The sequence below is a fragment of the Mesobacillus sp. genome (genome assembly GCF_057785455.1).
On sequence record NZ_JBYNSB010000041.1, the window covers coordinates 17,731 to 40,197 of the forward strand.

The 22,467-nt window shown below is 40.1% G+C and carries 27 protein-coding genes and 1 pseudogene; 5 read left to right on the top strand and 23 right to left on the bottom strand.

All coding sequences use genetic code 11. From position 1 onward, the window contains the following. Positions 1-32: 32 nt before the first annotated feature. From AC3EBE_RS16375 to yneA, 8 genes are all read right to left on the bottom strand, one after another. A complete protein-coding gene (locus tag AC3EBE_RS16375; RefSeq protein ID WP_488596112.1) occupies positions 33-458 on the bottom strand; it encodes a VOC family protein in 426 nt (141 codons plus the stop codon). Positions 459-610: 152 nt separating this feature from the next. Then, entirely contained in the window at positions 611-1,639 is a 1,029-nt protein-coding gene (locus AC3EBE_RS16380; RefSeq protein ID WP_488596113.1) for a hypothetical protein, read from the bottom strand. Next, complete coding sequence (locus AC3EBE_RS16385; protein WP_488596114.1) at positions 1,636-2,187, bottom strand: RNA polymerase sigma factor; 552 nt, start codon at positions 2,185-2,187, stop codon at positions 1,636-1,638. Before AC3EBE_RS16385 ends, AC3EBE_RS16380 begins: the two co-directional genes overlap by 4 nt. A gap of 451 nt (positions 2,188-2,638) precedes the next feature. Then, positions 2,639-2,848, bottom strand: coding sequence for a hypothetical protein (locus tag AC3EBE_RS16390; protein ID WP_488596115.1), 210 nt, complete (start codon positions 2,846-2,848; stop codon positions 2,639-2,641). Between the two features lie 597 nt (positions 2,849-3,445). Continuing rightward, complete coding sequence (gene tkt, locus AC3EBE_RS16395) at positions 3,446-5,455, bottom strand: transketolase (RefSeq protein WP_488596116.1); 2,010 nt, start codon at positions 5,453-5,455, stop codon at positions 3,446-3,448. A gap of 636 nt (positions 5,456-6,091) precedes the next feature. Further along, positions 6,092-6,325 (bottom strand): DUF896 domain-containing protein, encoded by a 234-nt coding sequence (locus tag AC3EBE_RS16400; protein WP_488596117.1) that lies wholly within the window; start codon positions 6,323-6,325, stop codon positions 6,092-6,094. 82 nt (positions 6,326-6,407) lie between these two features. Beyond that, the gene (locus AC3EBE_RS16405; protein WP_488596118.1) at positions 6,408-7,076 is read right to left on the bottom strand and encodes a YneB family resolvase-like protein; all 669 of its coding nucleotides are present in this window, start codon (positions 7,074-7,076) and stop codon (positions 6,408-6,410) included. A gap of 26 nt (positions 7,077-7,102) precedes the next feature. Then, a complete protein-coding gene (gene yneA, locus AC3EBE_RS16410) occupies positions 7,103-7,420 on the bottom strand; it encodes a cell division suppressor protein YneA (protein ID WP_488596119.1) in 318 nt (105 codons plus the stop codon). A 153-nt stretch (positions 7,421-7,573) separates the two neighbouring features. Here yneA and lexA point away from each other — a divergent pair, with 153 nt between their 5' ends. Together lexA and AC3EBE_RS16420 are read left to right on the top strand one after the other, a co-directional pair. Continuing rightward, a complete protein-coding gene (gene lexA / locus AC3EBE_RS16415) occupies positions 7,574-8,197 on the top strand; it encodes a transcriptional repressor LexA (protein WP_423994651.1) in 624 nt (207 codons plus the stop codon). Between the two features lie 161 nt (positions 8,198-8,358). Next, positions 8,359-8,577, top strand: coding sequence for a hypothetical protein (locus AC3EBE_RS16420; RefSeq protein ID WP_488596120.1), 219 nt, complete (start codon positions 8,359-8,361; stop codon positions 8,575-8,577). A gap of 65 nt (positions 8,578-8,642) precedes the next feature. Here the strand turns inward: AC3EBE_RS16420 and AC3EBE_RS16425 are convergent, their stop codons facing one another. Continuing rightward, entirely contained in the window at positions 8,643-10,571 is a 1,929-nt protein-coding gene (locus tag AC3EBE_RS16425; RefSeq protein WP_488596121.1) for an ATP-dependent DNA helicase, read from the bottom strand. 453 nt (positions 10,572-11,024) lie between these two features. Here AC3EBE_RS16425 and AC3EBE_RS16430 point away from each other — a divergent pair, with 453 nt between their 5' ends. After that, on the top strand, positions 11,025-11,549 hold the full coding sequence (locus AC3EBE_RS16430) for a GNAT family N-acetyltransferase (protein ID WP_488596122.1): 525 nt from the start codon (positions 11,025-11,027) through the stop codon (positions 11,547-11,549). A 115-nt stretch (positions 11,550-11,664) separates the two neighbouring features. Here the strand turns inward: AC3EBE_RS16430 and AC3EBE_RS16435 are convergent, their stop codons facing one another. After that, a complete protein-coding gene (locus AC3EBE_RS16435; protein ID WP_488596123.1) occupies positions 11,665-12,111 on the bottom strand; it encodes a GNAT family N-acetyltransferase in 447 nt (148 codons plus the stop codon). A gap of 103 nt (positions 12,112-12,214) precedes the next feature. Here AC3EBE_RS16435 and AC3EBE_RS16440 point away from each other — a divergent pair, with 103 nt between their 5' ends. Continuing rightward, positions 12,215-12,421 (top strand): hypothetical protein, encoded by a 207-nt coding sequence (locus AC3EBE_RS16440; protein WP_488596124.1) that lies wholly within the window; start codon positions 12,215-12,217, stop codon positions 12,419-12,421. Between the two features lie 7 nt (positions 12,422-12,428). Here AC3EBE_RS16440 and AC3EBE_RS16445 read toward each other — a convergent pair whose 3' ends face one another. Both AC3EBE_RS16445 and AC3EBE_RS16450 read right to left on the bottom strand, forming a co-directional pair. After that, complete coding sequence (locus AC3EBE_RS16445) at positions 12,429-12,890, bottom strand: hypothetical protein (protein ID WP_488596125.1); 462 nt, start codon at positions 12,888-12,890, stop codon at positions 12,429-12,431. A 248-nt stretch (positions 12,891-13,138) separates the two neighbouring features. Beyond that, positions 13,139-14,008, bottom strand: coding sequence for a nucleotidyltransferase domain-containing protein (locus AC3EBE_RS16450; protein WP_488596137.1), 870 nt, complete (start codon positions 14,006-14,008; stop codon positions 13,139-13,141). A gap of 204 nt (positions 14,009-14,212) precedes the next feature. Here AC3EBE_RS16450 and AC3EBE_RS16455 point away from each other — a divergent pair. Then, positions 14,213-15,395 (top strand): annotated as a pseudogene (locus tag AC3EBE_RS16455) (YeeE/YedE family protein). 38 nt (positions 15,396-15,433) lie between these two features. On the opposite strand, the gene AC3EBE_RS16460 reads toward AC3EBE_RS16455, so the two are convergent. From AC3EBE_RS16460 to AC3EBE_RS16510, 11 genes are all read right to left on the bottom strand, one after another. Then, the gene (locus tag AC3EBE_RS16460; protein WP_488596126.1) at positions 15,434-15,976 is read right to left on the bottom strand and encodes a DJ-1/PfpI family protein; all 543 of its coding nucleotides are present in this window, start codon (positions 15,974-15,976) and stop codon (positions 15,434-15,436) included. A 4-nt stretch (positions 15,977-15,980) separates the two neighbouring features. Further along, positions 15,981-16,295: a hypothetical protein gene (locus AC3EBE_RS16465; RefSeq protein ID WP_488596127.1), complete on the bottom strand. Its 315-nt coding sequence runs from the start codon at positions 16,293-16,295 to the stop codon at positions 15,981-15,983. A 14-nt stretch (positions 16,296-16,309) separates the two neighbouring features. Further along, on the bottom strand, positions 16,310-16,861 hold the full coding sequence (locus AC3EBE_RS16470; RefSeq protein WP_488596128.1) for a ribonuclease FAU-1 family protein: 552 nt from the start codon (positions 16,859-16,861) through the stop codon (positions 16,310-16,312). A 19-nt stretch (positions 16,862-16,880) separates the two neighbouring features. Beyond that, positions 16,881-17,456: an AAA family ATPase gene (locus AC3EBE_RS16475; RefSeq protein ID WP_488596129.1), complete on the bottom strand. Its 576-nt coding sequence runs from the start codon at positions 17,454-17,456 to the stop codon at positions 16,881-16,883. Positions 17,457-17,465: 9 nt separating this feature from the next. Continuing rightward, positions 17,466-18,065 carry a hypothetical protein gene (locus tag AC3EBE_RS16480; RefSeq protein ID WP_488596130.1) on the bottom strand — a complete coding sequence of 200 codons (600 nt, stop codon included), beginning with the start codon at positions 18,063-18,065 and terminating at the stop codon, positions 17,466-17,468. An 80-nt stretch (positions 18,066-18,145) separates the two neighbouring features. Further along, positions 18,146-18,607 (bottom strand): GNAT family N-acetyltransferase, encoded by a 462-nt coding sequence (locus tag AC3EBE_RS16485; protein ID WP_488596131.1) that lies wholly within the window; start codon positions 18,605-18,607, stop codon positions 18,146-18,148. A 35-nt stretch (positions 18,608-18,642) separates the two neighbouring features. Next, positions 18,643-18,870, bottom strand: coding sequence for a hypothetical protein (locus tag AC3EBE_RS16490; protein ID WP_488596132.1), 228 nt, complete (start codon positions 18,868-18,870; stop codon positions 18,643-18,645). 59 nt (positions 18,871-18,929) lie between these two features. Beyond that, positions 18,930-19,958 carry a DUF2332 domain-containing protein gene (locus tag AC3EBE_RS16495; protein WP_488596133.1) on the bottom strand — a complete coding sequence of 343 codons (1,029 nt, stop codon included), beginning with the start codon at positions 19,956-19,958 and terminating at the stop codon, positions 18,930-18,932. Between the two features lie 126 nt (positions 19,959-20,084). Further along, positions 20,085-20,645: a chloramphenicol phosphotransferase CPT family protein gene (locus tag AC3EBE_RS16500; RefSeq protein ID WP_488596134.1), complete on the bottom strand. Its 561-nt coding sequence runs from the start codon at positions 20,643-20,645 to the stop codon at positions 20,085-20,087. 7 nt (positions 20,646-20,652) lie between these two features. Further along, positions 20,653-21,582 (bottom strand): serine hydrolase domain-containing protein, encoded by a 930-nt coding sequence (locus AC3EBE_RS16505; protein ID WP_488596135.1) that lies wholly within the window; start codon positions 21,580-21,582, stop codon positions 20,653-20,655. A 4-nt stretch (positions 21,583-21,586) separates the two neighbouring features. Then, positions 21,587-22,198: a kinase gene (locus AC3EBE_RS16510; RefSeq protein WP_488596136.1), complete on the bottom strand. Its 612-nt coding sequence runs from the start codon at positions 22,196-22,198 to the stop codon at positions 21,587-21,589. Positions 22,199-22,467 lie beyond the last annotated feature (269 nt).

Genomic DNA, 22,467 nt, shown 5'->3' on the forward strand with positions numbered 1-22,467 from the left:
GCAGGGCTGCCAGCGTGCAGCCCTGCTTTTTACTATTTAGCTGGTTCAGTAGAGATTTGCCACTCAATTCCAAATTTATCTTTCAGCTGGCCATATGCAGGACTCCAAAACGTTTCCTGTAAAGGCATCGTTACCGTTCCGCCGTCCTGCAATTTTCCAAATATACTTTTAGCTTCATCTGCATGATCTGCCAACAACGCCACTGTCACCTGCGAGCCCAATTGATAAGGCTGTCCCGGAAACGTGTCAGACAGCATCAAACTTCCATTGCCTACTTTTAATTGAGCATTCAAGACCAGGTCCTTCGCTTCAGGAGGTGTCGGATACTCAGGGTTAGCTGGCATATCTCCAAATGTTTGCAAGCTTACTACCTCGGCACCCAATGCTTCCTGATAAAACTTTACTGCTTCCTGCCCATTTCCATTCGTCACTAAATAAGGAACAATTCCTGTTACCATTACATAACCTCTCTTCTCTTAATAAGAACCTATGTTCGATTTTATTTTACCATATTTTTCATAGGCAAACAATATTATATTGGCCCTAATTCTAATTTTAAAATCGCGAGTTGCATAACAATAAAAGAAGCGAGGATTCCCCGCTTCTTCAATCAATATGGAAAATCATTTCCACTCTTATCTCTTATTATAATCTCATATGTGTCGTCTTTAACTTTTGAATTTACTCTTTCGGTATCAACGAATGATTTAATTTCATTACGAATGTTAGCAACGATTTCCTTCGCATCACTGTCACCAGGTTTAATCGTAGTTTTTATAATCATTTTCATATTGTTCTTTTTATATGAATAACCATTTCCTGAAACCTTATATTCTTTTTTAAGCGCCAGGCCTTCATAGATACTCCAAAGATAATCTGTCCATATACCTTCACGTTCATTTTTATCGACATCAACCAGTGTTAGGGTAACATCCTTCTCTAAACCATTAGCTTTTGCCAGTTCCAATGTCTTCGCTTTAATCTCTTCTTGACGTTTCTCTGTCAAAGGGATGGCAACCTCAATCACGTCATTGTAAGGGTTAACACCAATCAAGTTATATCCATTATTTTTAAGTCCTTCTTCTAGCTTTTTTGTTACTTCGATCATTTTTAGATCTTCTTCTGTAAGAGGAGTAATCTCAGGGATGTATGAACCTACTTTAATCTTATAGGAATCATACCCTTTACTTTTTAATATTTCTTCTGTAATTTGGGTAATCTTGTTTCTTTCACGATCTGCGTCTTTTTCTGAACCTGCAATCTGAATTTCGATTTCAGCAACCTCACCCGGTCTCATTCCAATAGAAAAGTCTTTATAGCCTTCCTTTTCAAGAGCATCCCACAAAAGCTCGTGTACAGGCTTCGACTCAAATACCTGTCCCAGGTAGGGAATTTTAGAAGCCATCTCTGCGATTGATGGATTCAAGAAAGCAGAGCCGGTTAACACCCCTATACCAATGACTGCTGCTGTAAATTGAATCCACTTAGTTTTTGGTTTTGTTTTTTGCCTTAATTGGACATCTTTCGTATCGGATTCTGCTTTTATATTTTGTGCAAATTCATATAAAGATTTAGGCACCTCGATCTTTTCCATCTCATCATCGATTTCCTTTTTTATTACATCCTCCATCTTCATCATGAATTCACTCCTATAAATTGATTTTCAAGCAACCTTGTCTTCAGGGCGATTCTTGCACGGCGCAAATGAGATTTTACCGTTGAAGCTTTCAGATCTAGTATTTCGGCAACTTCCTGGATAGAGAGATCCTGATAATAGTATAGGAGAAGGACATTTTTATAGTTAAGATTATCAAGTGATATAATACCTGTTTTGATCTCGGTATCAGTCTCTTCTCTTATTAAGTTATCGAGGATTCCGCCAGAACTCTTTATGTACTCCATTTCAGTAACAGTTTCTTTCAATCTGCCGTTCTTTCTCAGTACATCAATTGATCGGTGGGAAACAAGTTTATAAAACCATGTATTAAAATAGGTAATTTCCTTGCCACTCATTATGTTCCGATACGCCTCAATCATGGAATTTTGAACAACTTCTTCCGCAAGTTCCTTTGATTTGACAATACTGAAGCTTGTTCTATATCCTTTTTCTATCAATGGATTTATTAATTCAGCAAAAGCTGAATCCTCTCCATTTCGTATTCGCTGCATCAATACTTCCTGCTCCATTTGCAGCACCTCCTTGTTTGCTTCTACACTTTAGGCGTTCAGTACACCGAAAAGGATGCAAGGAATAATAAAATTCTTTAATTCGGCATGCTGCTAACCATTTTGGGCAGGGGTTTTCTTTGCCTGAAGCATGAATTAAAAAATCAATGCTCAGAAAATGCCCTTGATTTATATTCTTTAGAAAGTCAGGGAGCACCTTCTGTATGAATTCATAAATAGTAAACTAGTCACATTTTCTTGCTATGCTCAGCAATTTGGAGCTTCTTTTTTTCTTTTTCAGGAATTGCTTCACTAATGGCTTCTCACCAATATTCATTATGAACATTTTAGTCTTTCGTATTTAATGGAAAATCTCTTGGTTGACCTTTATTTTCCCGTAAATTCATCCAAAAAGAAAAATAGCACCAGCCTCTTTTGAAAAGAAGTTGGTGCATTGTTAATTTATCTCGTATTAGCGTGACTCTTTTGGAGGCTGGCATACATCGCATTTTCGCTGGTTATTATTTTTAAATTTCGTAAAGGTTTTTTCAAAGTTGCTGCCGCATGCACATTTAAAAAGCAGCTTTTGAGAAAAACCGTGATATTCTGTCGATAACAGCTTACTTTCTGAATTATTCTCAACGAATTTTTTAATTTCCCCGATCGACCATCGTTTATTCATTATTTTTTCATCTCCATATTATCAGTAAGGCATAAACTTTTATTCACACTCATTCATCTCAATACAAATTGTAATTAACTTAAGTTTCTCATTATAACATGATTTAGCAAACAAATAAACTAGAGTTGAATACTCGTTATTCTTCCATTTTTCCACTTTCCGTGGACATAAAAAAAAGGCTGTTTTCGCAAAGATTGTTGCTTTCACCTATGTTGAATTAAGATCCTGTTGCTCTTCGTTCCAGGCGCGCAGACTCCTTCGGGATGAAGCGGGACAGGTGTGACCTAGGTAGAAATGGCCCGAATGAAGGGGCCATTTTACCCCGCAGGAGCAAAGCGACGAGGAGGCTCCCGCACGCCCCAAGAAAAATTTGCTTTTGAAAAAGCCTGCAATTGGGCTTTTTCATAATTTTTCAGAGGAAAGCGAAGCACCTGGAACGGAAATCAACAGCATTTTATTGCATAGTCTTCTTTAAAAAACATTTTAAAGGAGTTTTCAAAAATGAGAATATCAACAAAGTATTAGAAAAGAGCCAAAAAAAAAGAGCATTTAACCAAATGATGATTGGCCTCATGCCCTTTTTTGATTCATTACAGCTTAATTTTGCTGAAGCAATGCTTTTACACGAGCTACAACATTATTTACAGAGAATCCGTACTCTTCCAGGATTTTTTCGCCTGGTGCTGAAGCTCCAAATGTATCGATTGCCAATACTTCACCTTCGTCACCAACATAACGGTGCCAGCCAAGGGAAGAGCCCATTTCGATACCCAGGCGCTTCTTAACAGATTTAGGAATTACACTTTCTATATATTCCTTGGATTGCTGTTCAAAACGATCCCATGAAGGCATGCTTACTACAGAAACGTGGATACCTTCAGAAGCCAGCGCTTCCTGAGCTTGAACTGCAAGACCTACTTCAGATCCAGCTGCAAGCAGCATTGCATCAGCAGATTCTTTCCCAGAAGGTGAAATCACATATGCACCTTTAGATACACCTTCATACGCGTTCTTGTCAGTGTCCTTGATTGTCGGCAAGTTTTGTCTTGTCAGCACAAGTGCTGTTGGAGTCTTGGTTGACTCAACCGCCAGCTTCCAAGCTGCAGCTGTCTCGTTTCCATCTGCAGGACGAATCACTGATAGGTTAGGCATAGCTCTTAATCCAGCAAGTTGTTCTACTGGCTCATGAGTTGGCCCATCCTCCCCTACAGCAATACTGTCATGAGTGAATACGTAAGTGACAGGCAATCCCATCAATGCTGCGAGACGGATTGCTGGCTTCAGGTAATCAGAGAATACAAAGAATGTTCCGCCAAATACTTTTAGCCCGCCATGTAAAGCCATGCCGTTCATAGCTGCTCCCATCGCAAATTCACGAACACCGAACCAGATATTGCGGCCTTCAAATGAGCCTGGGAAGAAGTCACCTGTTCCTTTGATCATCGTTTTGTTAGACCCTGCAAGGTCAGCAGATCCGCCAACCAAATAAGGAAGGTTTTTAGCAATTCCGTTTAATGCCTCGCCAGATGAAGCACGGCTTGCAAGGCTCTTTCCTTCTTCATAAACAGGAACAGCCTGATCCCATCCTTCAACTAGTTCACCCTTCATAGCCTTCTCAAGCTGATTTCCTAGCTCAGGAAACTCGCTCTTGTATTTATCGAAAAGTTCATTCCAGGCTTGTTCGGCTTGTTCACCTTTGTCAGCAATTTGCTGTTTAAAGTGATCATAAACTTCGGATGGGACATGGAAATCCTCTTCGAATGTCCATTTGTATGCTTCTTTTGTAAGCTTCAATTCGTCAGCGCCAAGCGGTGCTCCGTGTACGTCTGACTTACCAGAAAGATTAGGTGAGCCATAACCAATAATTGTTTTTACTTCAATCAATGCAGGACGATTTTCATCAGTTTTAGCCTCTTCGAGTGCTCTGGCGATTTCCTCCAGGTTGTTTCCGTCTTCTACACGAAGATATTGCCATCCATATGCTTTGAAACGGTCCGCAACGCTTTCGGAGAATGATTTGTTCAATTCGCCGTCCAGTGAAATGTCATTTGAATCGTAAAGAACGACAAGTCTGCCGAGCTTCAAATGTGCTGCAAGGGATGCCGCCTCAGCAGAGACACCTTCCATCAAATCGCCATCTCCACAAATGCTATATGTAAAGTGGTCAACTAGGTTATAGTTTTCTTTATTGTATACAGCTGCAAGGTGACGTTCAGCCATTGCCATACCAACAGCCATAGCGATTCCCTGACCAAGCGGGCCTGTAGTTGCATCCACACCAGCCGTATGCCCAAATTCAGGGTGGCCAGGCGTCTTGCTGCCCCACTGGCGGAATTGTTTGATATCATCCATTGAAAGGTCATAACCTGCTAAATGCAATAAGCTGTATAGCAGCATTGAACCATGTCCAGCAGATAATACAAAGCGGTCACGATTAAACCATTCAGGATTTTTAGGGTTGATGTTCATATAACGAGTCCACAGGGTATAAGCCATCGGTGCTGCACCCATAGGCATTCCTGGGTGTCCAGAATTTGCCTTCTCAATTGCATCAATCGATAAAGTACGGATTGAGTCGATTGAAAGCATATCAATTTTATTAAACATGAAATACATCCTTTCTCTTAGTACTGGCTACATCCTTAATATATAGCGAGAACAATTATTATACAACAAATTGCCCCTGAGGGAGACAGAAAAGGCCGTAATGTTAATTATTTTGACACAAACACATCTGTCTTATGTAATAGCCTGCAGTGAACGCCTGGCTTTTTTCCATAATATAATATTTATCTTTCATTGATTTTGGTTAAAACCAAACAACATTGACCTAAAACAAAGCCGAAACTTAAAAACAAAGGCTTTTTTCTATACTTTGTTGCTATTCTATATACTTTCGAAAGAAATTCCCCATTTTCCAAAAAGGGTTTTACAGAAGAGTTTGTAATAAAATGCTGTTGATTTCCGTTCCAGGCGCTTCGCTTTCCTCTGGAAAATTATGAAAAAGCCCAACTACCGGCTTTTTCAAGGGCAAATATTTCTTGGGGTGTGCGGTTAGCCTCCTCGTCGCTGCGCTCCTGCGGTGTCTCACCTGTCCGCTGTATCCCGAAGGAGTCTGCGCGTCTTCCACTACAATCATTAGGATCTTATTTCAACATCGGTGGAAGGCAATAATCATTGCGAAAACAGCCAAAACAAAAAAGGAATACAGTAAATGTATTCCGTAAATGGACATTTGGAAAATTAATGAAGCTTAGATTTATTTTGCAGATCTTTAAGTTTGCCAGGTGTAACATCATTACCCGCAGGGTCTACAATCGTTACCCCTTTTAAGGTGTTAAGCATGGAAGAACGGAAAGACTGCAGATATTCAGCGCGAAGCTTCGTTTGTTCCTTGGCTTCTTCTTCACTTAACTTAGAGGCTTTAGCCTTTCGTGCCAGTTCATTGATTCTGGCAATTTTATCACTTGATAGCATTGCAAAGCTCCTTTGTTTAAAAGTAACGTCAACAGACATGTTACTAGAATCCTCCGTTTTTGACAAGAAGACTGACCTCAAATTATTTATTGTGCAATTGTGCTTCCTCTTCCTGTGACTCGATATATTCCAGATATCTTCTATTAACAGTGGCCTTGGAAACGTTAAAGCCGAAACCCCTCAGAGTCGCGGCGATCTCAGCAAAAGTCAGCCCATTATTTCGTAGTTTCACAATTTCTTCGATGGGCATATCCTTTCTTTCCCGGCCGGAATTTTCGCCCTGTTTTTTTAAATTTCTCTGCGGCCTGTATCCATGCTCAATGGCCCGTTTCATTCCACGCTTGATTTTTATATTGTGGATTTTCCTCTGGTACTCTTCAACCATACTGACAATTTGCAAAACCATCGAGTCTGATTCTGAAAGCTGGAGTTCACCATGATGAGAAATACTATAAAGTTTTATCTCTTCTTTCAAAATACAGTGCAGTAATGCCACTTTCGCGTTTCCCCTGCCAAGCCGTGTTTCATCCTGGATGAGCAGCGCACGAATACTTTTATCCTTGATCAGCTCTAGCAGCTCCAGTATTCCTTCCCTCTCGAGATCATATCCGCTCGCCTGCTCTTTAATGACCCTAACAACCTCGAATCCATAACTGCCTGCCAGTTTAAGCAGCTCCTCCTCCTGCCTTGCGAGCGAGGATTCCTGTGTTTCCTTGGTGGTACTCACACGGCAGTAGATTATTGCTTTCATTTTTTCACCTATTTTCAAATTGCTAATTATCTTTCCGCGCCGGCAATCTGTGTTGGTTCCCCTTGCTCAGCGGCAACTGGGATCATGATTTCGTCACCCGGATGAATGACTTCCCCATTTATTCCGTTTTCCTTTTCAACCCAGCTTACGAATTGCCTTTCTGAGAGATTATGTTCGTCTTTAAAGGTTTGGGCAATTTCCCATAGTGATTGCCCTTCTTCTATAGTAACAGTTATGTATTGATCATCGGAAATCATTGAATGGACTTTCACAGTGAGTGAAAAAATCAGTCCTGCTGCAATTAAAATAATAGCATATGAATTGTTTGCCCATAGTTTTTTCATATCCAGCACCTCTTACGAATGTTTGTTCGATTATCTGTCTTTTATTATAAAGCGAACATTTGTTTTGTGTCAACTAAAAATTCGAACTTATGTTTGTATCTGTAATTTATGCATGGTATAATAAGGACAAGAAATGATATGAGGTGCGTGAATATGACAAAGTTATCAAAACGGCAGCAAGACATATTTGAGTTCATCAAAGGTGAGGTCAAGAAAAAGGGTTATCCGCCATCCGTTCGTGAAATCGGCGAAGCTGTTGGACTTGCCTCCAGTTCCACTGTTCATGGACATTTAGCCAGGCTTGAAAGCAAGGGATTGATCCGCCGGGATCCGACCAAGCCGCGTGCAATTGAAATCCTTGAGATTGAAGAGGACAGCCGGATCCCAAAATATAAAGTTGTTAACGTCCCTGTCGTTGGTAAGGTAACTGCCGGTATGCCGATAACCGCAATTGAAAATGTAGAGGAGTACTTCCCTCTTCCGGACCGCCTGGTTCCGCATGATGAGCAGGTATTCATGCTTGAAATCATGGGGGACAGCATGATTGAAGCGGGTATCCTTGATGGGGATTATGTCATTGTAAAACAGCAGAAGACTGCGAATAATGGTGATATTGTAGTTGCCATGACAGAAGAAGATGAAGCAACTGTGAAACGCTTCTTCAAAGAGAAGGACTATTTCAGGCTTCAGCCGGAAAACTCCTCCATGGATCCGATCATCCTTCGCAATGTATCTATACTCGGCAAAGTAATCGGTGTTTACAGACATATGCATTAAAAAAGCAAGCGGGCTGCCGCTTGCTTTTTTTCATTCTATTAAACTGGGACTATGAGAATAGCACATTTTATCAAAAAATAGGTTTTAGCCTTAACTCCTTGTCCTCTGCTTCATAAGATAAAGTGTAATATGAAAAGCCACCAGGGAAGGAGTTGAACAGAATGGGCTACAACCGTAACAACAATGATGTCGCAGATATTTTTTATCCTAATCGCGACAGAAACCAGGTGAGAGCGACAATTGACTTCGATGACCTTTGCCGCGCAGTACGCCGCTGTATTATCGAAGATTTGGCAGGAGCTCAAGATGATAACAGGGATGATGATCGTGATCGTGATCGCGACCGCCGCCGCCACAGAAGATGCGGATGCGGCTTCTAAGCCATCCTTAATCTCCGTCTTTGACAAAACATCCCGAACGGCCAGTGCCGTTCGGGATGTTTTCTTTATTCCCAATCTATTTTTTTAACTGGGAGTATGTTTTCAATCTGATTAAAGTACTTCGCCTTTTGGCTGTCTGTAAGCCAAATATGGACGGTACCATAGTCCTGGCTTGTCCTGATTAACCGGCCGATTCCCTGCCTTAATCTTAATAACATATAAGGAAGATCGACGTCTGTTTCAGGGTTTTCAGCATGCTTTCTTTTTGCCATAAATACCGGATCATGCGGAGGGAATGGCAAGGAAGACACTATAACCTGAGTAAGTGATTCCCCGGGTACATCTAAACCTTCCCATAAACTAAAGGAACATAAAACGGCTGAGTGTACTGTCTGGAATTCTTTTACTGTCTCGCTTATTTCCCTGTCACCTTCAAATAAAACCGCAAATGGCCATTGCTTTGTTTCAGCCCACCCCTTGAACCGCTCCATTTCCTGTTGAGAAGAAAACAGCACGAGTGAGCTGCCGCCTTTGGTCATTAAATCCTTCCCAATTTGCTCCCATTTCTCATATTCTGATGATTGAATATGTGCAGCCATCTGCATTTGTTCTTCATAATCGAATGGGGAATCGACGGTAAAGGAATTGAACTTTTCAATACCGAGGCTCTTTGCAATATAACCAAAGTCACCTGCCTGTGATAAAGTCGCAGATGAAAATATAAATGGTATGTTTTGAGAGAATACTTCCTTCTTCAGGATATCCTCAACCAGGCGAGGCATGATGACTAATGAGGTCTGGACCTCATTCTCCTCCAGCCAGAATATGCCTTCATCATTTTTCAGAAAGATCCCAAGTCCATATGAAAAAAACTCCAGGTATTCTTCCATTATTTTTAAATGATAATCGTCTATCACAAACAGCTCGGCATCGAAGACGAGCTGATCCATCAGTTCACTGACCTTCTTTTCCAGCAGTTCAGCAGTCTTCCTGATTGTTGGCAAGAATGGGACTTCTTTTCGATTCGAGCCCTCCACCGCAGCAGAATGCTCAACTAGCAAGTCAAACCAGGAATCATGGAGCTCCAAAATATCCTCGATTAAATACAGTGACTCTTCCCGTACATCCTGATGCATATATCCAGTCAGAACATTTGTAAGGGTTTGAGAGTTAAATCTATATGTCAGGCCCTTTTGCGCAGCAAACTCCAGCAAGTGGCCCTCATCGAATATAACTGTGCTCGCTTCCGGGAGAAGCGGCATCTGTCCTTCCCTCTTACGGGATTCCTTTGTCCACACATGTTCCATATAAAAGTCATGGGAACAGATAATCAAATCACCCGCATGGCGGTAGTGATCACGGTTCAATGTCTGTCCGCACCGGTGGCGCCATTCACAGGTAGAGCACTGCTGGAGCGGATCCCATGCCATCATAGTCCATTTTTCATTCGACACCCATGGATATTCCTTCCGGTCACCATATCGGCTAAACGCATTCATGGATATTCCTTCATCGAAAATAAAATCAGGGAGCTGGTCGTGAACATCCAGGATTTCCTTTTCTGTGGTTGTATTTGAAAGGTTGTCCAGCTTTTTGACGCAAACATAATTTTCGCGCGCTTTTGCCAGTCGCACATCCACCTTTAGGCCAAGAGCCTTCTCCAGCTTTTCTATGTCCCCTCCTTCTTTTACCAGCTGTTCAATGAGCGTCTCATCAGAACATGAGATAATTGCCGGCTTTCTCATATATCGGGCGTAGAGAATCGCATAAATCAAATAAACAAAGGTTTTCCCGGTTCCTACCCCTGCTTCTGCAAAAATAGTCCCCTTATTTTTAAATGCCTGTTCCACCTGGAAGGCCATATAAATTTGTTCATCTCGAAGCTCATAGCCTTTTTCAGGCAGGATTTCATAAAAAACATCACCTATATAATCACCTAATAAGTCAAAAAATGTATCGTCCTTAGTGATGGTAAACGGAAGTGTATTTGTCAATGCTTTCTCTCCTCAAAAATGCTCTAATTCTTTCACAAAAAGCCAGCTTTTATCATAACAGAAAATCCAAGTTAAAGTGATACAGATGCACACTTATCTTATTAAAAATTTTAGATTCCCTTATTGGAATTTACTGTTAAAATAAACATAGACAGTTACACTAGGGGAAATGTGAAAAAAAGTTAGTGTATTTTTTTCTTGAATTCTATGTTTCTTATCCATTCCTTCAATCTCTATCAATACTTGGATAATGAGAAACTAGGTCATCCCTCCGGAGCGCAATATTTGGGACTTGCCAGAAATCCTTCTTGGTCCAGTTATTAAAAAATGTGATTTCTATATCCTGCGACAATAAAAAATGCTGGTATCAACAATTTACCTGGATGGATTCAGAGACCCCAAAATTACCACTGAGGAATTTTAGAAATCAAAAAAAATACTGGAGGTTATTTTATGGACTACACCATACGTCCTGAACGAATGGGAGATGTTTCGCAAATTTGTGAAGTGAATTTTCAAGCCTTCAATAATCAAGAGAACGAATCGAAATTAGTAGAGCTAATTAGGCAGTCTGACAATTTCATTCCTGAACTATCCTTAGTTGCAGATAAAGATGGAAAAATAATCGGACATATTTTAATCAGCACAATAGATTTATTAACGGCGCAAGGTTCCTTCCCTACATTAGGCCTGGCACCTATGGCTGTCAAACCAGGTTATCAACAACAAGGCATAGGTTCAGAGCTGGTAAAACAAGCTTTGGAAAGCTGCAAAGCCCTGGGCTATAAACATATTTTCGTTCTCGGCCATCCAAAATTCTATCCGAAATTCGGATTCGATCCTTCTAAAAAATTTGATATTTCTCCTCCCTTTCCTGTACCAGAAGAAGTCTTTATGGCCTTGGAATTAACTGAAGGTTCACTAGCTGGACTGCATGGGAAAATTCAATATCCCCCTGCTTTCAATTCCGTTACATAAAAAGATAGGCACGAAAGAGAATAAAACCGTTCTGAAATTACAGACCATTTCTCTTTCGTCCTGCCATTATCGATTTTAATTAAAGAATTTTGATAACTCTCATACTGGATTTCTATCAAATTTCTTCCTCCTTTAGGTGCAAGTCTTTTCTGAATGAATAGCACCACTTATCGTACATCATTTTCTCTTCGTAAAAACGATGAGCGGAAGTTCTTTGAAGACCAGATTCCAGGGCGACAAATTCAGCTCCTTTTTCACGGGCCCAGTCATGGATATGGTACAGCAGCCTTTCCCCATACCCGCAAAATCGGGCATTTTCGTCGGTAACAAGATCATTGATGAAAACATGTTTTTTATTGTAGAAGTTTACTCTCAAGTTTATCCCTGCAAGTGAGACTATTCTTCCCTCATTATATAAAGCAAATAATGTATAGCCTTCCTCAGCCATTTCATTGAGCATTTCCATATATAATTCTTCCGTTAAATCTGTTCTAAGCTGTTTCATGACCGGATAGGCTTCAAGCCACTGATCTTTAGAGGTTAATTCAATTATTGATTCCATATGTTTTCGCCCATTTCTGTTTTTAAGTTACTGCCTGCACCCAAACACCTATATTCATTGTTTTGCATACTATACGCTAGTTGTTTTGAAAGGAGTCCTGTTTATGGATAAAGAGCTGGAGTTGGCCGTAGGTATGGTTCCTGCATTCCTGGATATTATCGTTATCCTTTTGCTTGAGGATAACCCTGTTCGCGGTATTGTTATTGTTGGCTTAGTAAGAACAGTTACAAATAACGAACTAATCAGGATTATGTTCACGCTTTTAATCATTGTTTTAGCCATAATCAGGGAATCTGAGCCACAGCATTAGCTTCGCTTCACTCGATTTCAACAACAAAGGTATAGGATACCTTTCCATTCTCCCATTCAGCTAACACTTCATATATATAACGGCCAGGTTCTTTCGGCATTTTTAACGTTTTCCCTTTTCCGATCTCCTTGCTGCTGCCGTCTTTCCAAATGTAAGACGTTAATAGTGGATTTTGTTCCACAACGATTGTCAAAAAGGCTCCGGACTGTAATGGAATAGGAGTATAGTTCTCAGCTATTTGGACAGGGCCTGCATGGTCCGTCTTTACACTCGTACCTTTATTCCTCCACTCATATCCCCCCTGCTCCAACGCATATGTTGTCTTTCCAAACTCAATATATCCAGCAGGAGATGGCGGAAATTCCTTATCAGCAAATTTAAATCCATCAGAAACACTTTCTTTTCCATCAGAACAGCCCATTAAAAAAATGATTCCAAGCAGCAGAAAGCTAAGAAAGAAATTTCTCAATATCGTCATATCCCCTTTACATATATCCTTAATTCCGGTTCTAAAGGCAGGTCAACACTGATAAAGGATTTGACGATAGCCACCTTCTTTTGTTACCTAAAAATCGTTCTCAAAAAAGCCAACTTATAGCTGGCTTTTATTAGCTTGAAAATACTCCCAGTAACCCAATTGTTTATGCATTAGCTGTTGAAACAGTATGAGGGTGAGATTAAAACTGTCTTATCTTTTCCCTTTTAGAATTTAATTTGTTAAATCACCATTTCTATAATCCTTTTTAACTCTGCTTCATGATCTTCGATACCCGCTTTTTCACATAGACTTTTATTTATCCTTATTGCTTCCATGGCTATTTCAGCCATCTTATTCAAAATGTCCTCTGTATCTCTTCTGCAATGCCATTCATTAAGCATACTCAGCTGCGATTCACTCAAATGGCTTCTTGCTCCTTCAATTTTTGACCAGACGCCATAAGAAGTGTCCAAATGCCTTCCAGCTTCCATATACCAGCCATATGCAACCAGCCAGCGAATGCGATCCAAGTTGGATAAGGCATAATAATAATCTTTCCTCATAGCAGATCGGTACGTTTCGTGAATAAAAGCCAAAAGCTTCCCTTTCCAAAAATCAATATCCTTTTCTGTAAGCTCAAATTGACATCGCGATGATTCCTGAAAAATGGTTGTCAAAACTCCTTGTGGATCATGTATATTTCTTAACCCCTTAAGCCATATTGACGGTTGGACTTGGTCAATCGTTTTATACCAGCTATCTACCTTTATAAAACTACTGAAATGAGTCACTACCAAAGGGGAAAATGGTGAAAAATCCTCAAAAAACAATACTTTCCCCCATCTGGAAGGACGCTTACGCTTGTTTCTGATAAACTCACTTAGACTATCGGATTTTACAATGATATGTAAATCTATATCTGAATATAAATCTTCATTTCCTTTGGCCAAAGACCCACCCAGATAAATAGCTAATATATCCTGATCGCCTGTCAGATCTTTAAGAACCCTGTCAAGCAGCTCATCACGCCGTCCTGGCAGCTCGAAGTCTCTTGATCTATGCTTTGATGCTAATCCCGCACATTCATCATCATCTCCTTGAAAAATTATAAAAAACTATTTTTCTGTTGAATTTTCTATCTTTTTCCAATTAATCATTCATGTTTACAAAAAATTTTATATAAGATAATATAATAAAGTTAATTCCAACTAACTTTATAGGAAAAGAGGTAGATTGATTTGGCACAAACAAGCTTGTCTGCAAACTCCAATTGGGATAACAAGTCAACTACAGTCGTGGCTGAACTTAGTCCGATGCAAAAACCGTTAGTCGCATTTGGCGTTCTTGCAGCTGTTATCTTATATATCAGTATTGTTACTGTGTCCACATGGACTCAAGGAACACTTTTTATCATTGGTCTGGCGCTTGGTGCTACCCTGCTTTATGCCCGTTTTGGCTTTACTTCAGCTTTCAGAAGATTAGTATCTGTCGGCAATGTCCAGGGATTACAGGCCCATATGCTTATGCTTGCGATTGCGACGACCTTATTCGCTTTGATATTAAGCTCTGGGTTTAGTTTTACAGGAGTGACACCAAAAGGCTATGTCTCACCTGTAGGCGTTAGTGTCATTTTTGGTGCGTTCCTGTTTGGAATCGGTATGCAATTAGGGAATGGGTGTGCTTCTGGAACTCTCTATTCAGTAGGCGGTGGATCATCCTCGATGATTCTTACCTTGCTTTCCTTTATTGCCGGTTCTGTTATTGGAGCCTATCACTTTACATTCTGGATGGAGGACACTCCATCACTGCCTCCAATTTCGCTTGCTGAGTCTACAGGACTGGGCTACTTTGGAGCGTGGGCAATACAGTTAATTGCATTTGCAGCCATTTATTTCATCACCATTCAAATTGCAAAGAAGAAAAATCCTCCAATGATGAAGCCCTTGCCTACAACATCAGGCTGGAAGAAAATCATTCGCGGATCATGGCCACTCTTTGCAGCTGCCATTGTTCTTGCACTGTTAAATGCTTTAACACTGACTGTTAGAGGCAACCCTTGGGGAATTACTTCTGCTTTTGCTCTTTGGGGCGGCAAAGCATTGATGACTATGGGTATAGATGTTTCATCCTGGGGTTATTTTTTCAGGACCTAACGGTGCAGCACTTACAAATTCTGTATTGGCAGACTCGACAAGTGTCATGAACTTTGGCATCATGTTAGGTGCATTTCTTTCCGCTTCCGCACAAGGCACATTTAAACCAGGAAAAATTAAACCGGGTGTTGCAGGTGCAGCCATTGTTGGCGGACTTATGATGGGTTACGGTGCACGGCTTGCATTTGGATGCAATATTGGTGCTTATTTTGGCGGGATCGCTTCATTTAGCCTTCACGGTTGGGTTTGGATGGTCATGGCAATGCTAGGAACATATCTGGCATTGTATATCAGACCGCTCTTTGGATTGAAAAACCCTCAATCTACTGATTCAATATGTTAATAAAATGTCCCCATTATTGGGGACATTTTTTATTTAAATCATTCTGTCTTATACCACTTTTCATCAAAATTAAGTTTCAAAGCTTTTCCGAGTGCGATTCCGAAATCAATAAATCCCCTTCCTCGGGCAGTTATGATCTTCCCTTCCTGAACAACTACCTCTTCAGAATAATTTTGAAGTTCAAATAACCGTGATTCCTGCATAAAATCCCGATAGAGACCGGCAGTATACTTTCTCCCTGAGAGAATCCCTGCTTTTGCTAACAGTAACGGTGAACTGGAGATACTGGCAATCACATAATCTCTTTCTTCCGCTCGTTTGATTAAATCTACATAAACATCATGATTCTTCACCGCCTGGATGTCCATGCAGCCCGGCAGCAGCAGGCTGTCAATGTCATCTATGTCCAATTCGTCAATCACTGTATCAGGAAGACAGGTCAACCCCGACTCGCCTACTATTGGAACAGCGTCGGCGCTTGCGGTGATGACAGGCTTTTGGCCTTGCATTAAAATCGATAAGGCGACGGTTAATTCATATTCACTAAATTGCGGATATAATAAAACTGCTGTTTTCTTCAAAACCTTATTCCCCACTTCTAGTGATTTCCTGGAAATTCTCTTCAGTCAATTCTTCCATTGAATCAACCAATTCACGGAATCTGGAATATAATTGCTTAATTTCAGGTTGCTGGTTTATGAGTTGAATACTTTCATCATAGGTTTTCTTATCCTGATAACGATGAATTTCCATCCACTTTGTACTATTATCACGGCTTTTTAGAACAAGGAATTGTTTAGTAATATACTTAGAGTAAATTTCTTCTGCCTGGGTGAGAACATGCATAAGTTCCTGTTCTTTCTCAGGCAGAACATGATATGTATAAACTTTAACAAACATAAGGCCCTCCAGGTTTATTGGTTTCTCTCCAGTTTGTTAATCAATCTATCTTTATGGACCGCAGAAAGATTCAGTAAAGGAAATTCCTTTTCCCAGATTAACTTAATGATTGTTTCAGCCTCTGAATTGGCTTTTTGATATAAATCTTTATTTATTTCTCCACTTAATAGAGCTGCTTCCAATTCATGTTCGTCCTTAAGTATAATTTTTCCTTCGGGAAGAACTACTATATCCAGGAAAAGGTCGTCCATCCATGGCCGCCCATTATCCAAGCCATTGCATTTGCAAATATCAATGTACCATTGGACAATCTTCCCATCAGAATCAAACATTGTCGTAACGGAGAATTGTTTGTCCTGCGGAAAATGCTGGAGCCAAATAAAGCCTTCATCGACAATACAAAGACTTTGATTTCCATAATCAACAAAGAGCGGTTCCGTTACCTGATCAATTTTTAATAAAGTTACGTATCCTGAAAAATGTTCTTCATGAAATCTTGCCTGAATGAATCTCCGGTTTATTATACGAGACCAGCCAGCGCGATCACCATATTTTCTTTTTATCATTGCTCCCTCCAGCAAGTTTCTAATCCCTTATGCTCACTTTGCTGAAATCCTGCCAAATTAGATTAACTACCTTATTTACATCAATATTATCAGTTTCTATGTACTTCCTAAATTTTCCACTGTTAAATGCGTCCACACACTTTCTTGTCTGCTGGAAGCACCAATTCCCTTCTTCCTCCCCCCTTTTCCTAAGCCTTTCATGAATAGTGGCTTCACTGGCTCTTAAACAAAAATGATGGGTTTCATGATCGATTGCCAGGAAGCCATTTTTAATATACTGAAAGTATTCCTCATTAAAAATTGTCATTGGTACAATAAGGTTTTTACCGTATTGTTTTTTCAACTGCTCTGCAACCTGGACGACAAGTATTTTCCAGGGAGCAAGGTCCTGAAAATTATCGGTTCTCTCTTCAGGCAGTTTCATATCATCTGGGATTATATGGCGCAGCATGTACCCGACTGCCTCAGGATCAAAAAGCATACTATTATCTATTTTCTTGAGCAATTCATTGGCAACGGTTGTCTTTCCTGCCCCAAACGCTCCGTTAATCATTATGATCATATTCCGTTCCTTCCTTGGAGTTAATTCTTCCATTTGATGTTGTTACTCGTATAAATCAGAGAGATTGCTTGTCATTTCGATCCCGCTACCCTTCAGTTTTGCAAGAATACTATGCCGGGCACTGCTCACTTTGTGATTCGCAGGGAGAGTAATGACCTTTCCGTCCTGTGTTTCAAATTCATAATGGTCCAAAATAGAAACATTATTGCTTTTCTTATAGACCTCTTTGGCCGATTTAAAATCTTCCCACTCATATGAGGTAATATTATTGAATGTTTTTACATCATTTATGTGGATTCCTTTGTTATCCAGATAGTAATAATTTGATATTCCATACATAAAAAACGGAATACTGAGACCCAGGAGTACTATAGTGATCCATTTATAATAACGAAGTTCAAACTTATTCTGGATGAATAGATGGAGCAATAAGACAATTGATATCCATACCATGCCGATAATAACTAATGTATAAGCAGAAGCCGGCGTATCGTAAAACCATTTCTCACTGGATAAATATAAAAAGTCCTGAATGATGAATACCATAACAAATGGCATGAACAGGCTGCTCAGCAGGATAATGACTGCTGATACAAAAATGATTCTCCTTTTAGTTTCGGAATTAAATTGAGTTTGGGCCATTCCAAATCCCCCTAATGATCAAGTTTACTTTCTTTACGTATGTGGGATCATTAGGTTTCAAAAATTCTGAAAATTTTAGTTTAGAAATGCTTTTCCATTGGCTCCTGGCAAAGGGTATAGCCGTTCCGGCCATAAAATTCTGTGCTTGTTTCACTTGGCCAAACTATGATGAACTCATATCTCATTTCTTTTGCCCATTCATTAACCTTGGATAACAGCTTGCTCCCTACCCCTTTTCCCCTGTATTCAGGCAAAGTATAGACATTCGTCATATAAGCAAAAGGGTTCGTTATTCTGCCTGGACGTGGCACTTTCCTAATCAATTCTATATAAATATGCGACACGATCTTTCCGTCAATTTCTGCTACCCATATAAACCATTCACCACTTTCATGAGCCTCTTCGAGAAAAACTGCACATTCTTCTTCAAATGCACCGTATGAAGTGTCTTTGCCCATTTCAGGATAATCCTCAAGGGTAAAATCCCATCTCATTTTTATTAACGATGCGTTATCCTTCTTATTTGCCAAACGCAGTTCCAAAACTATTCCTCCCATTATCAAACTAATACATTCTATTATTCTGTAACTTTCACCTTCGATACAAGAAATGCTAAAAAGAAGGGAAGCAACGGCAGCAAGGCAATGATTCTTACCCAATTTTCAGCCCCTGCGAAATATAAGGAGGGAAGCAAAATCGTTATGCCGCTGATTACAAAAGCCTTCCAGGATTTCTTGCTTAATCCAAAAACAAACGACACCGCCGAAAGAAACACTAATAACCAAAAAATCATACTGATGTCCATTTAAAACCGCCTCCTTTTATGACAGCTTATTCACTTATTCCTGACCACACTTCATTTCCTTATACCGGGTTGGGTTGTAGCCACCTGAACCATCTTCCGTGTCCCTCTGTTTCAGCAATCGTGTTTAAGCTTTCTTTTCCATTTATATAGTAATCAAGATGAAGGAAGCGGTCCTGGATATTATTATATAAATGAAAAATGTCCCGTTGAGCTCCAATTTCCTTGATCAGCTTTAGCAGCTTTTCCTTCGTTTCACCTGGCATCTGGTTCGCAACATGGGTGTGGAATACGCATATTTGCTGATCTTTTGGGATATTTTCTGCCAGCTGTGTTAGCAACTCAACCCCATCCCCTTCAATGAGCTGCATCTTTTTATCTTTCACAAACCCAGCTGTTTTTTCAAAAAGCTCCCGCCTTTCGTGATGCTCAGGCCAAATGAGCGCATTAAGCCAAAGAACATCTTCTTCTTTAGTTACATCATTAATATGCAAGTCGATCCCGATTCTAGCAGCAACAAGAATATTGCCATGCAAAGTTGGTAACACCCCGCCTCTTAGATCAGAAAAAATATGAATGCCAGAATCTTTGTTGCCATAAACCTGCTCTGTGCCATATGAATAGCTGTATCGGTCCATAAACAGCTGCAAACCAGCGCTTGTTCCAATTTCGATTAAGGCAAGCGGTTTGCTGGATAGCTGATAAACATGATTTAAGGCTGGATATAGATAAGCACATCGTCTGACTTCATTTGTCTGAACGATTTTACTGCCCAGCAGCTCAGAGATTGGTCCTGTATTTTGCATACAGAAATCTTTAAAGAATGGAAAGGCCTCTTCTGCTTTTCGGGTACTGGAGCTAAGATTATGATAAAACTGTTTTAGCTCATGCTCATATCCTTTCATCAACAGGAAATGCACTGCTCCAAAAAGCAGATTTGGAATCGGCTGTCCTAATCTTGCATTAGAGGCGAGCCTTAGCATCTCTTCATCCTCTGCAATCCTATATGACAGAATTTCGTAAAGTTCACTAGAACCTCGGCATTCATAATGAGCAAAACTCGTAAACTTCTCTGAAATAATGCTAACCATATAACTCTCCCCCCTCATTTTAAAAATGTCGTTCATTGGCTGAATCATGTATTTCTTTTCTCTGTATGTAACGTCTGTTTAATGTGAAAAGTTTCTTTCATACGATTTTGATAAAGCTTTTATGTATTACTTAGTTGCATGCCTGTAGTTATTAAATGTTGCTTCCCAGCCTTTAGGTGTATCGATGGATTTCCTTTTCATTGCAATCGACTTCGCTGCTTCCTGATAACTAATTTCATTTGTATCTACTTCAATATCATATGTTTCACCCTGCTGATGGACGAATGCCAACTGTCTCCTAGCCTGACCAATGGTTCGGTCCCCTCTGTCAGCTTCCCTTTTATCCAGTTCATCGGCAGGACAATGCACCCCAACGAATAGTACCGGATAACCTTCAAGCACAGAAATACAATCCTGGAGGGTGTCTGTATCATGAAGAATATGATCAACAATTAGATTGACGCCTTTATCGGAAAACATAGCAATGTTCCGATGAAAGAAATGCTCAGTCGGAACTGGGATCAATCGTTGATGCACCCGGTCTTCCATTTTTTCAATGATAAAATCATATTCATCTACACTGAAATGAAAATAATCCGGCAGCCATTTTACCAGTTCCCTTGATAAGGAAGACTTACCAGCGCTGGAAACGCCATTCAATAAAACAATTCTTCCTTTATTCATCATTTGCCCCCTAAGTAAATACTGGAAGGATCTCTTCCCTGAAACAGTTTAATGGCTTGTGTGTCTCTGCATAATTATCACTAGTAAAAATTGTTATCATCCCGCAATCAGGAGTAATGATGATATATTGCCCGCCGTATCCCATGGCAAAAAAGGTATGCGGGAAGACCGGAGTATGGTTTTCATCAGTAAGAATCCACCAATGAAAGCCATACTGGCCAAAGTAAGGACTTTGATAACCTGCGGTTGTGGATGCTTGAACCCACTCCCTTGACACTACCTGCTTGTTTCCCCAATTGCCCTGGTTCATCATAAGGATTCCAATTTTCAGCATATCGTACGGATTAAGCGAGAGACCGAACCCGCCAATCGCAATGCCCTTCGAATCTGTGTGCCATACAAAATCCTTAATTCCCAATGGTTTGAACAAATTCTTTTCCGCAAACTCTGTTAACGGCCGACCTGTGGCCTTTTGCAGGATGGCACTTAAAAGATGGGAAGCTCCAGAATCATAACGCATCTGCTGTCCTGGTTTCTCCACCATTTCTCTTTCCAGTACAAACTTAACCCAATCTTTGCTATTGATCATCGGCATTGGCCTTCCGCCCCACGTTGTAAACTCTGGCCAATCATACCCTGGAGTCATGGTCAGCAAATGCCGAATCGTTATTTCTTTTTTGCACTCATCAAGCGCGCAAAAATACTCTGAAATCGGCTGATCAACATGAGCAATTCTCTTCTGGTCGATCGCAATCCCAATCAAAATGGACAATATACTTTTCGTCACCGAATTTATTTTATGTACTTTTTGCTTCATCTTATTGTTTCTGAAGTACTCGTATATTAGCTGTCCATCACTGTAAACGAGGCAGGAATTAATCTTATCCTTGGTCAATCTCTTGTTCAGTTTGTCTTCTATCATTTTTTGCAGAGCATCCATGATTTCAATCTGCTCCTTCTGCATTTTGGCATTGGAAGATTAGATCAGCCTTTTCAAGTGGTTTATTGGTCCGGAGATAATAATCCTCTGCTTTCCAATACCTCCCTTCAAATTTATTAAGGTTTCGCTGCGTTTGAACACTTTCGCGCGCGTACCTTACTTCCCTTGGACAATCCAGAAACACAGTATAATCAAAAGTGTTCATCCATTCTTCCCGTAAGAGGAAAACTCCCTCTATAATGATAATATTTTTCCCTGCAAGGCCAACTTCTCTTAATAGCTGCTGGTCCTTCTTAGAATCATAAAAAGGCAGCACGAGAGATTCCGAACTATGGAGCTTATCAAATAGATTGTTTTTTAAGTATTCCACATCCCATTGAAGGGAATAATACTCCAGCCATTCCTCTGTCCCAGTATCATACCGCTTGTTCCTTTGAACAATAAAATCATCAATATGAAGAATTTGATGTGACAAGCCTTTTTCCCGCAGTTTATTGCTAAGCTTGTGCACGAAAGTGGTTTTCCCAGCCCTGCTTAAACCATCTATACCTAAAACAAACCTTTGATCCTGTTTAATAGCCCCCAGCACAGAGGTCAATTGCTGCAATTCCTTCATTTATAGGTCCCTCAACTTTTTCAAAATTATTGCTAAAAGTAATAATTCTATGGATTGCATGTTTTTTCCTTTTTCCGACAAGATAGCGGGATTTAGGGACTGTAATCCCAATGTTGCTCATCAAAAAGAAGAGGCTGGGACAAATAGCTTCTGAAATAGAAAAAAGTGAAATCGTCGATGCGATTTCACTTTTTTTCTATTTTATTGCGAGGTATGCGATTCAGAGTTTATCCTCTTTGCGCATATTTCCTTAAGTTTACGGCCATTAA

Bases quoted from the DNA above. Each gene is read 5' to 3' on its own strand.
- AC3EBE_RS16505 (WP_488596135.1), bottom strand. From the start codon at position 21,582: ATGGATGCTCTGCAAAAAATGATAGAAGACAAACTGAACAAGAGATTG.
- AC3EBE_RS16475 (WP_488596129.1), bottom strand. From the start codon at position 17,456: ATGGAAGAATTAACTCCAAGGAAGGAACGGAATATGATCATAATGATT.
- AC3EBE_RS16375 (WP_488596112.1), bottom strand. From the start codon at position 458: ATGGTAACAGGAATTGTTCCTTATTTAGTGACGAATGGAAATGGGCAG.
- AC3EBE_RS16390 (WP_488596115.1), bottom strand. From the start codon at position 2,848: ATGAATAAACGATGGTCGATCGGGGAAATTAAAAAATTCGTTGAGAAT.
- AC3EBE_RS16480 (WP_488596130.1), bottom strand. From the start codon at position 18,065: ATGGCCCAAACTCAATTTAATTCCGAAACTAAAAGGAGAATCATTTTT.
- AC3EBE_RS16440 (WP_488596124.1), top strand. From the start codon at position 12,215: ATGGATAAAGAGCTGGAGTTGGCCGTAGGTATGGTTCCTGCATTCCTG.
- tkt (WP_488596116.1), bottom strand. From the start codon at position 5,455: ATGTTTAATAAAATTGATATGCTTTCAATCGACTCAATCCGTACTTTA.
- AC3EBE_RS16430 (WP_488596122.1), top strand. From the start codon at position 11,025: ATGGACTACACCATACGTCCTGAACGAATGGGAGATGTTTCGCAAATT.
- AC3EBE_RS16490 (WP_488596132.1), bottom strand. From the start codon at position 18,870: ATGGACATCAGTATGATTTTTTGGTTATTAGTGTTTCTTTCGGCGGTG.
- AC3EBE_RS16465 (WP_488596127.1), bottom strand. From the start codon at position 16,295: ATGTTTGTTAAAGTTTATACATATCATGTTCTGCCTGAGAAAGAACAG.
- AC3EBE_RS16405 (WP_488596118.1), bottom strand. From the start codon at position 7,076: ATGAAAGCAATAATCTACTGCCGTGTGAGTACCACCAAGGAAACACAG.
- AC3EBE_RS16400 (WP_488596117.1), bottom strand. From the start codon at position 6,325: ATGCTATCAAGTGATAAAATTGCCAGAATCAATGAACTGGCACGAAAG.
- yneA (WP_488596119.1), bottom strand. From the start codon at position 7,420: ATGAAAAAACTATGGGCAAACAATTCATATGCTATTATTTTAATTGCA.
- AC3EBE_RS16470 (WP_488596128.1), bottom strand. From the start codon at position 16,861: ATGATAAAAAGAAAATATGGTGATCGCGCTGGCTGGTCTCGTATAATA.
- AC3EBE_RS16380 (WP_488596113.1), bottom strand. From the start codon at position 1,639: ATGATGAAGATGGAGGATGTAATAAAAAAGGAAATCGATGATGAGATG.
- lexA (WP_423994651.1), top strand. From the start codon at position 7,574: ATGACAAAGTTATCAAAACGGCAGCAAGACATATTTGAGTTCATCAAA.
- AC3EBE_RS16495 (WP_488596133.1), bottom strand. From the start codon at position 19,958: ATGGTTAGCATTATTTCAGAGAAGTTTACGAGTTTTGCTCATTATGAA.
- AC3EBE_RS16435 (WP_488596123.1), bottom strand. From the start codon at position 12,111: ATGGAATCAATAATTGAATTAACCTCTAAAGATCAGTGGCTTGAAGCC.
- AC3EBE_RS16420 (WP_488596120.1), top strand. From the start codon at position 8,359: ATGGGCTACAACCGTAACAACAATGATGTCGCAGATATTTTTTATCCT.
- AC3EBE_RS16510 (WP_488596136.1), bottom strand. From the start codon at position 22,198: ATGAAGGAATTGCAGCAATTGACCTCTGTGCTGGGGGCTATTAAACAG.
- AC3EBE_RS16385 (WP_488596114.1), bottom strand. From the start codon at position 2,187: ATGGAGCAGGAAGTATTGATGCAGCGAATACGAAATGGAGAGGATTCA.
- AC3EBE_RS16500 (WP_488596134.1), bottom strand. From the start codon at position 20,645: ATGATGAATAAAGGAAGAATTGTTTTATTGAATGGCGTTTCCAGCGCT.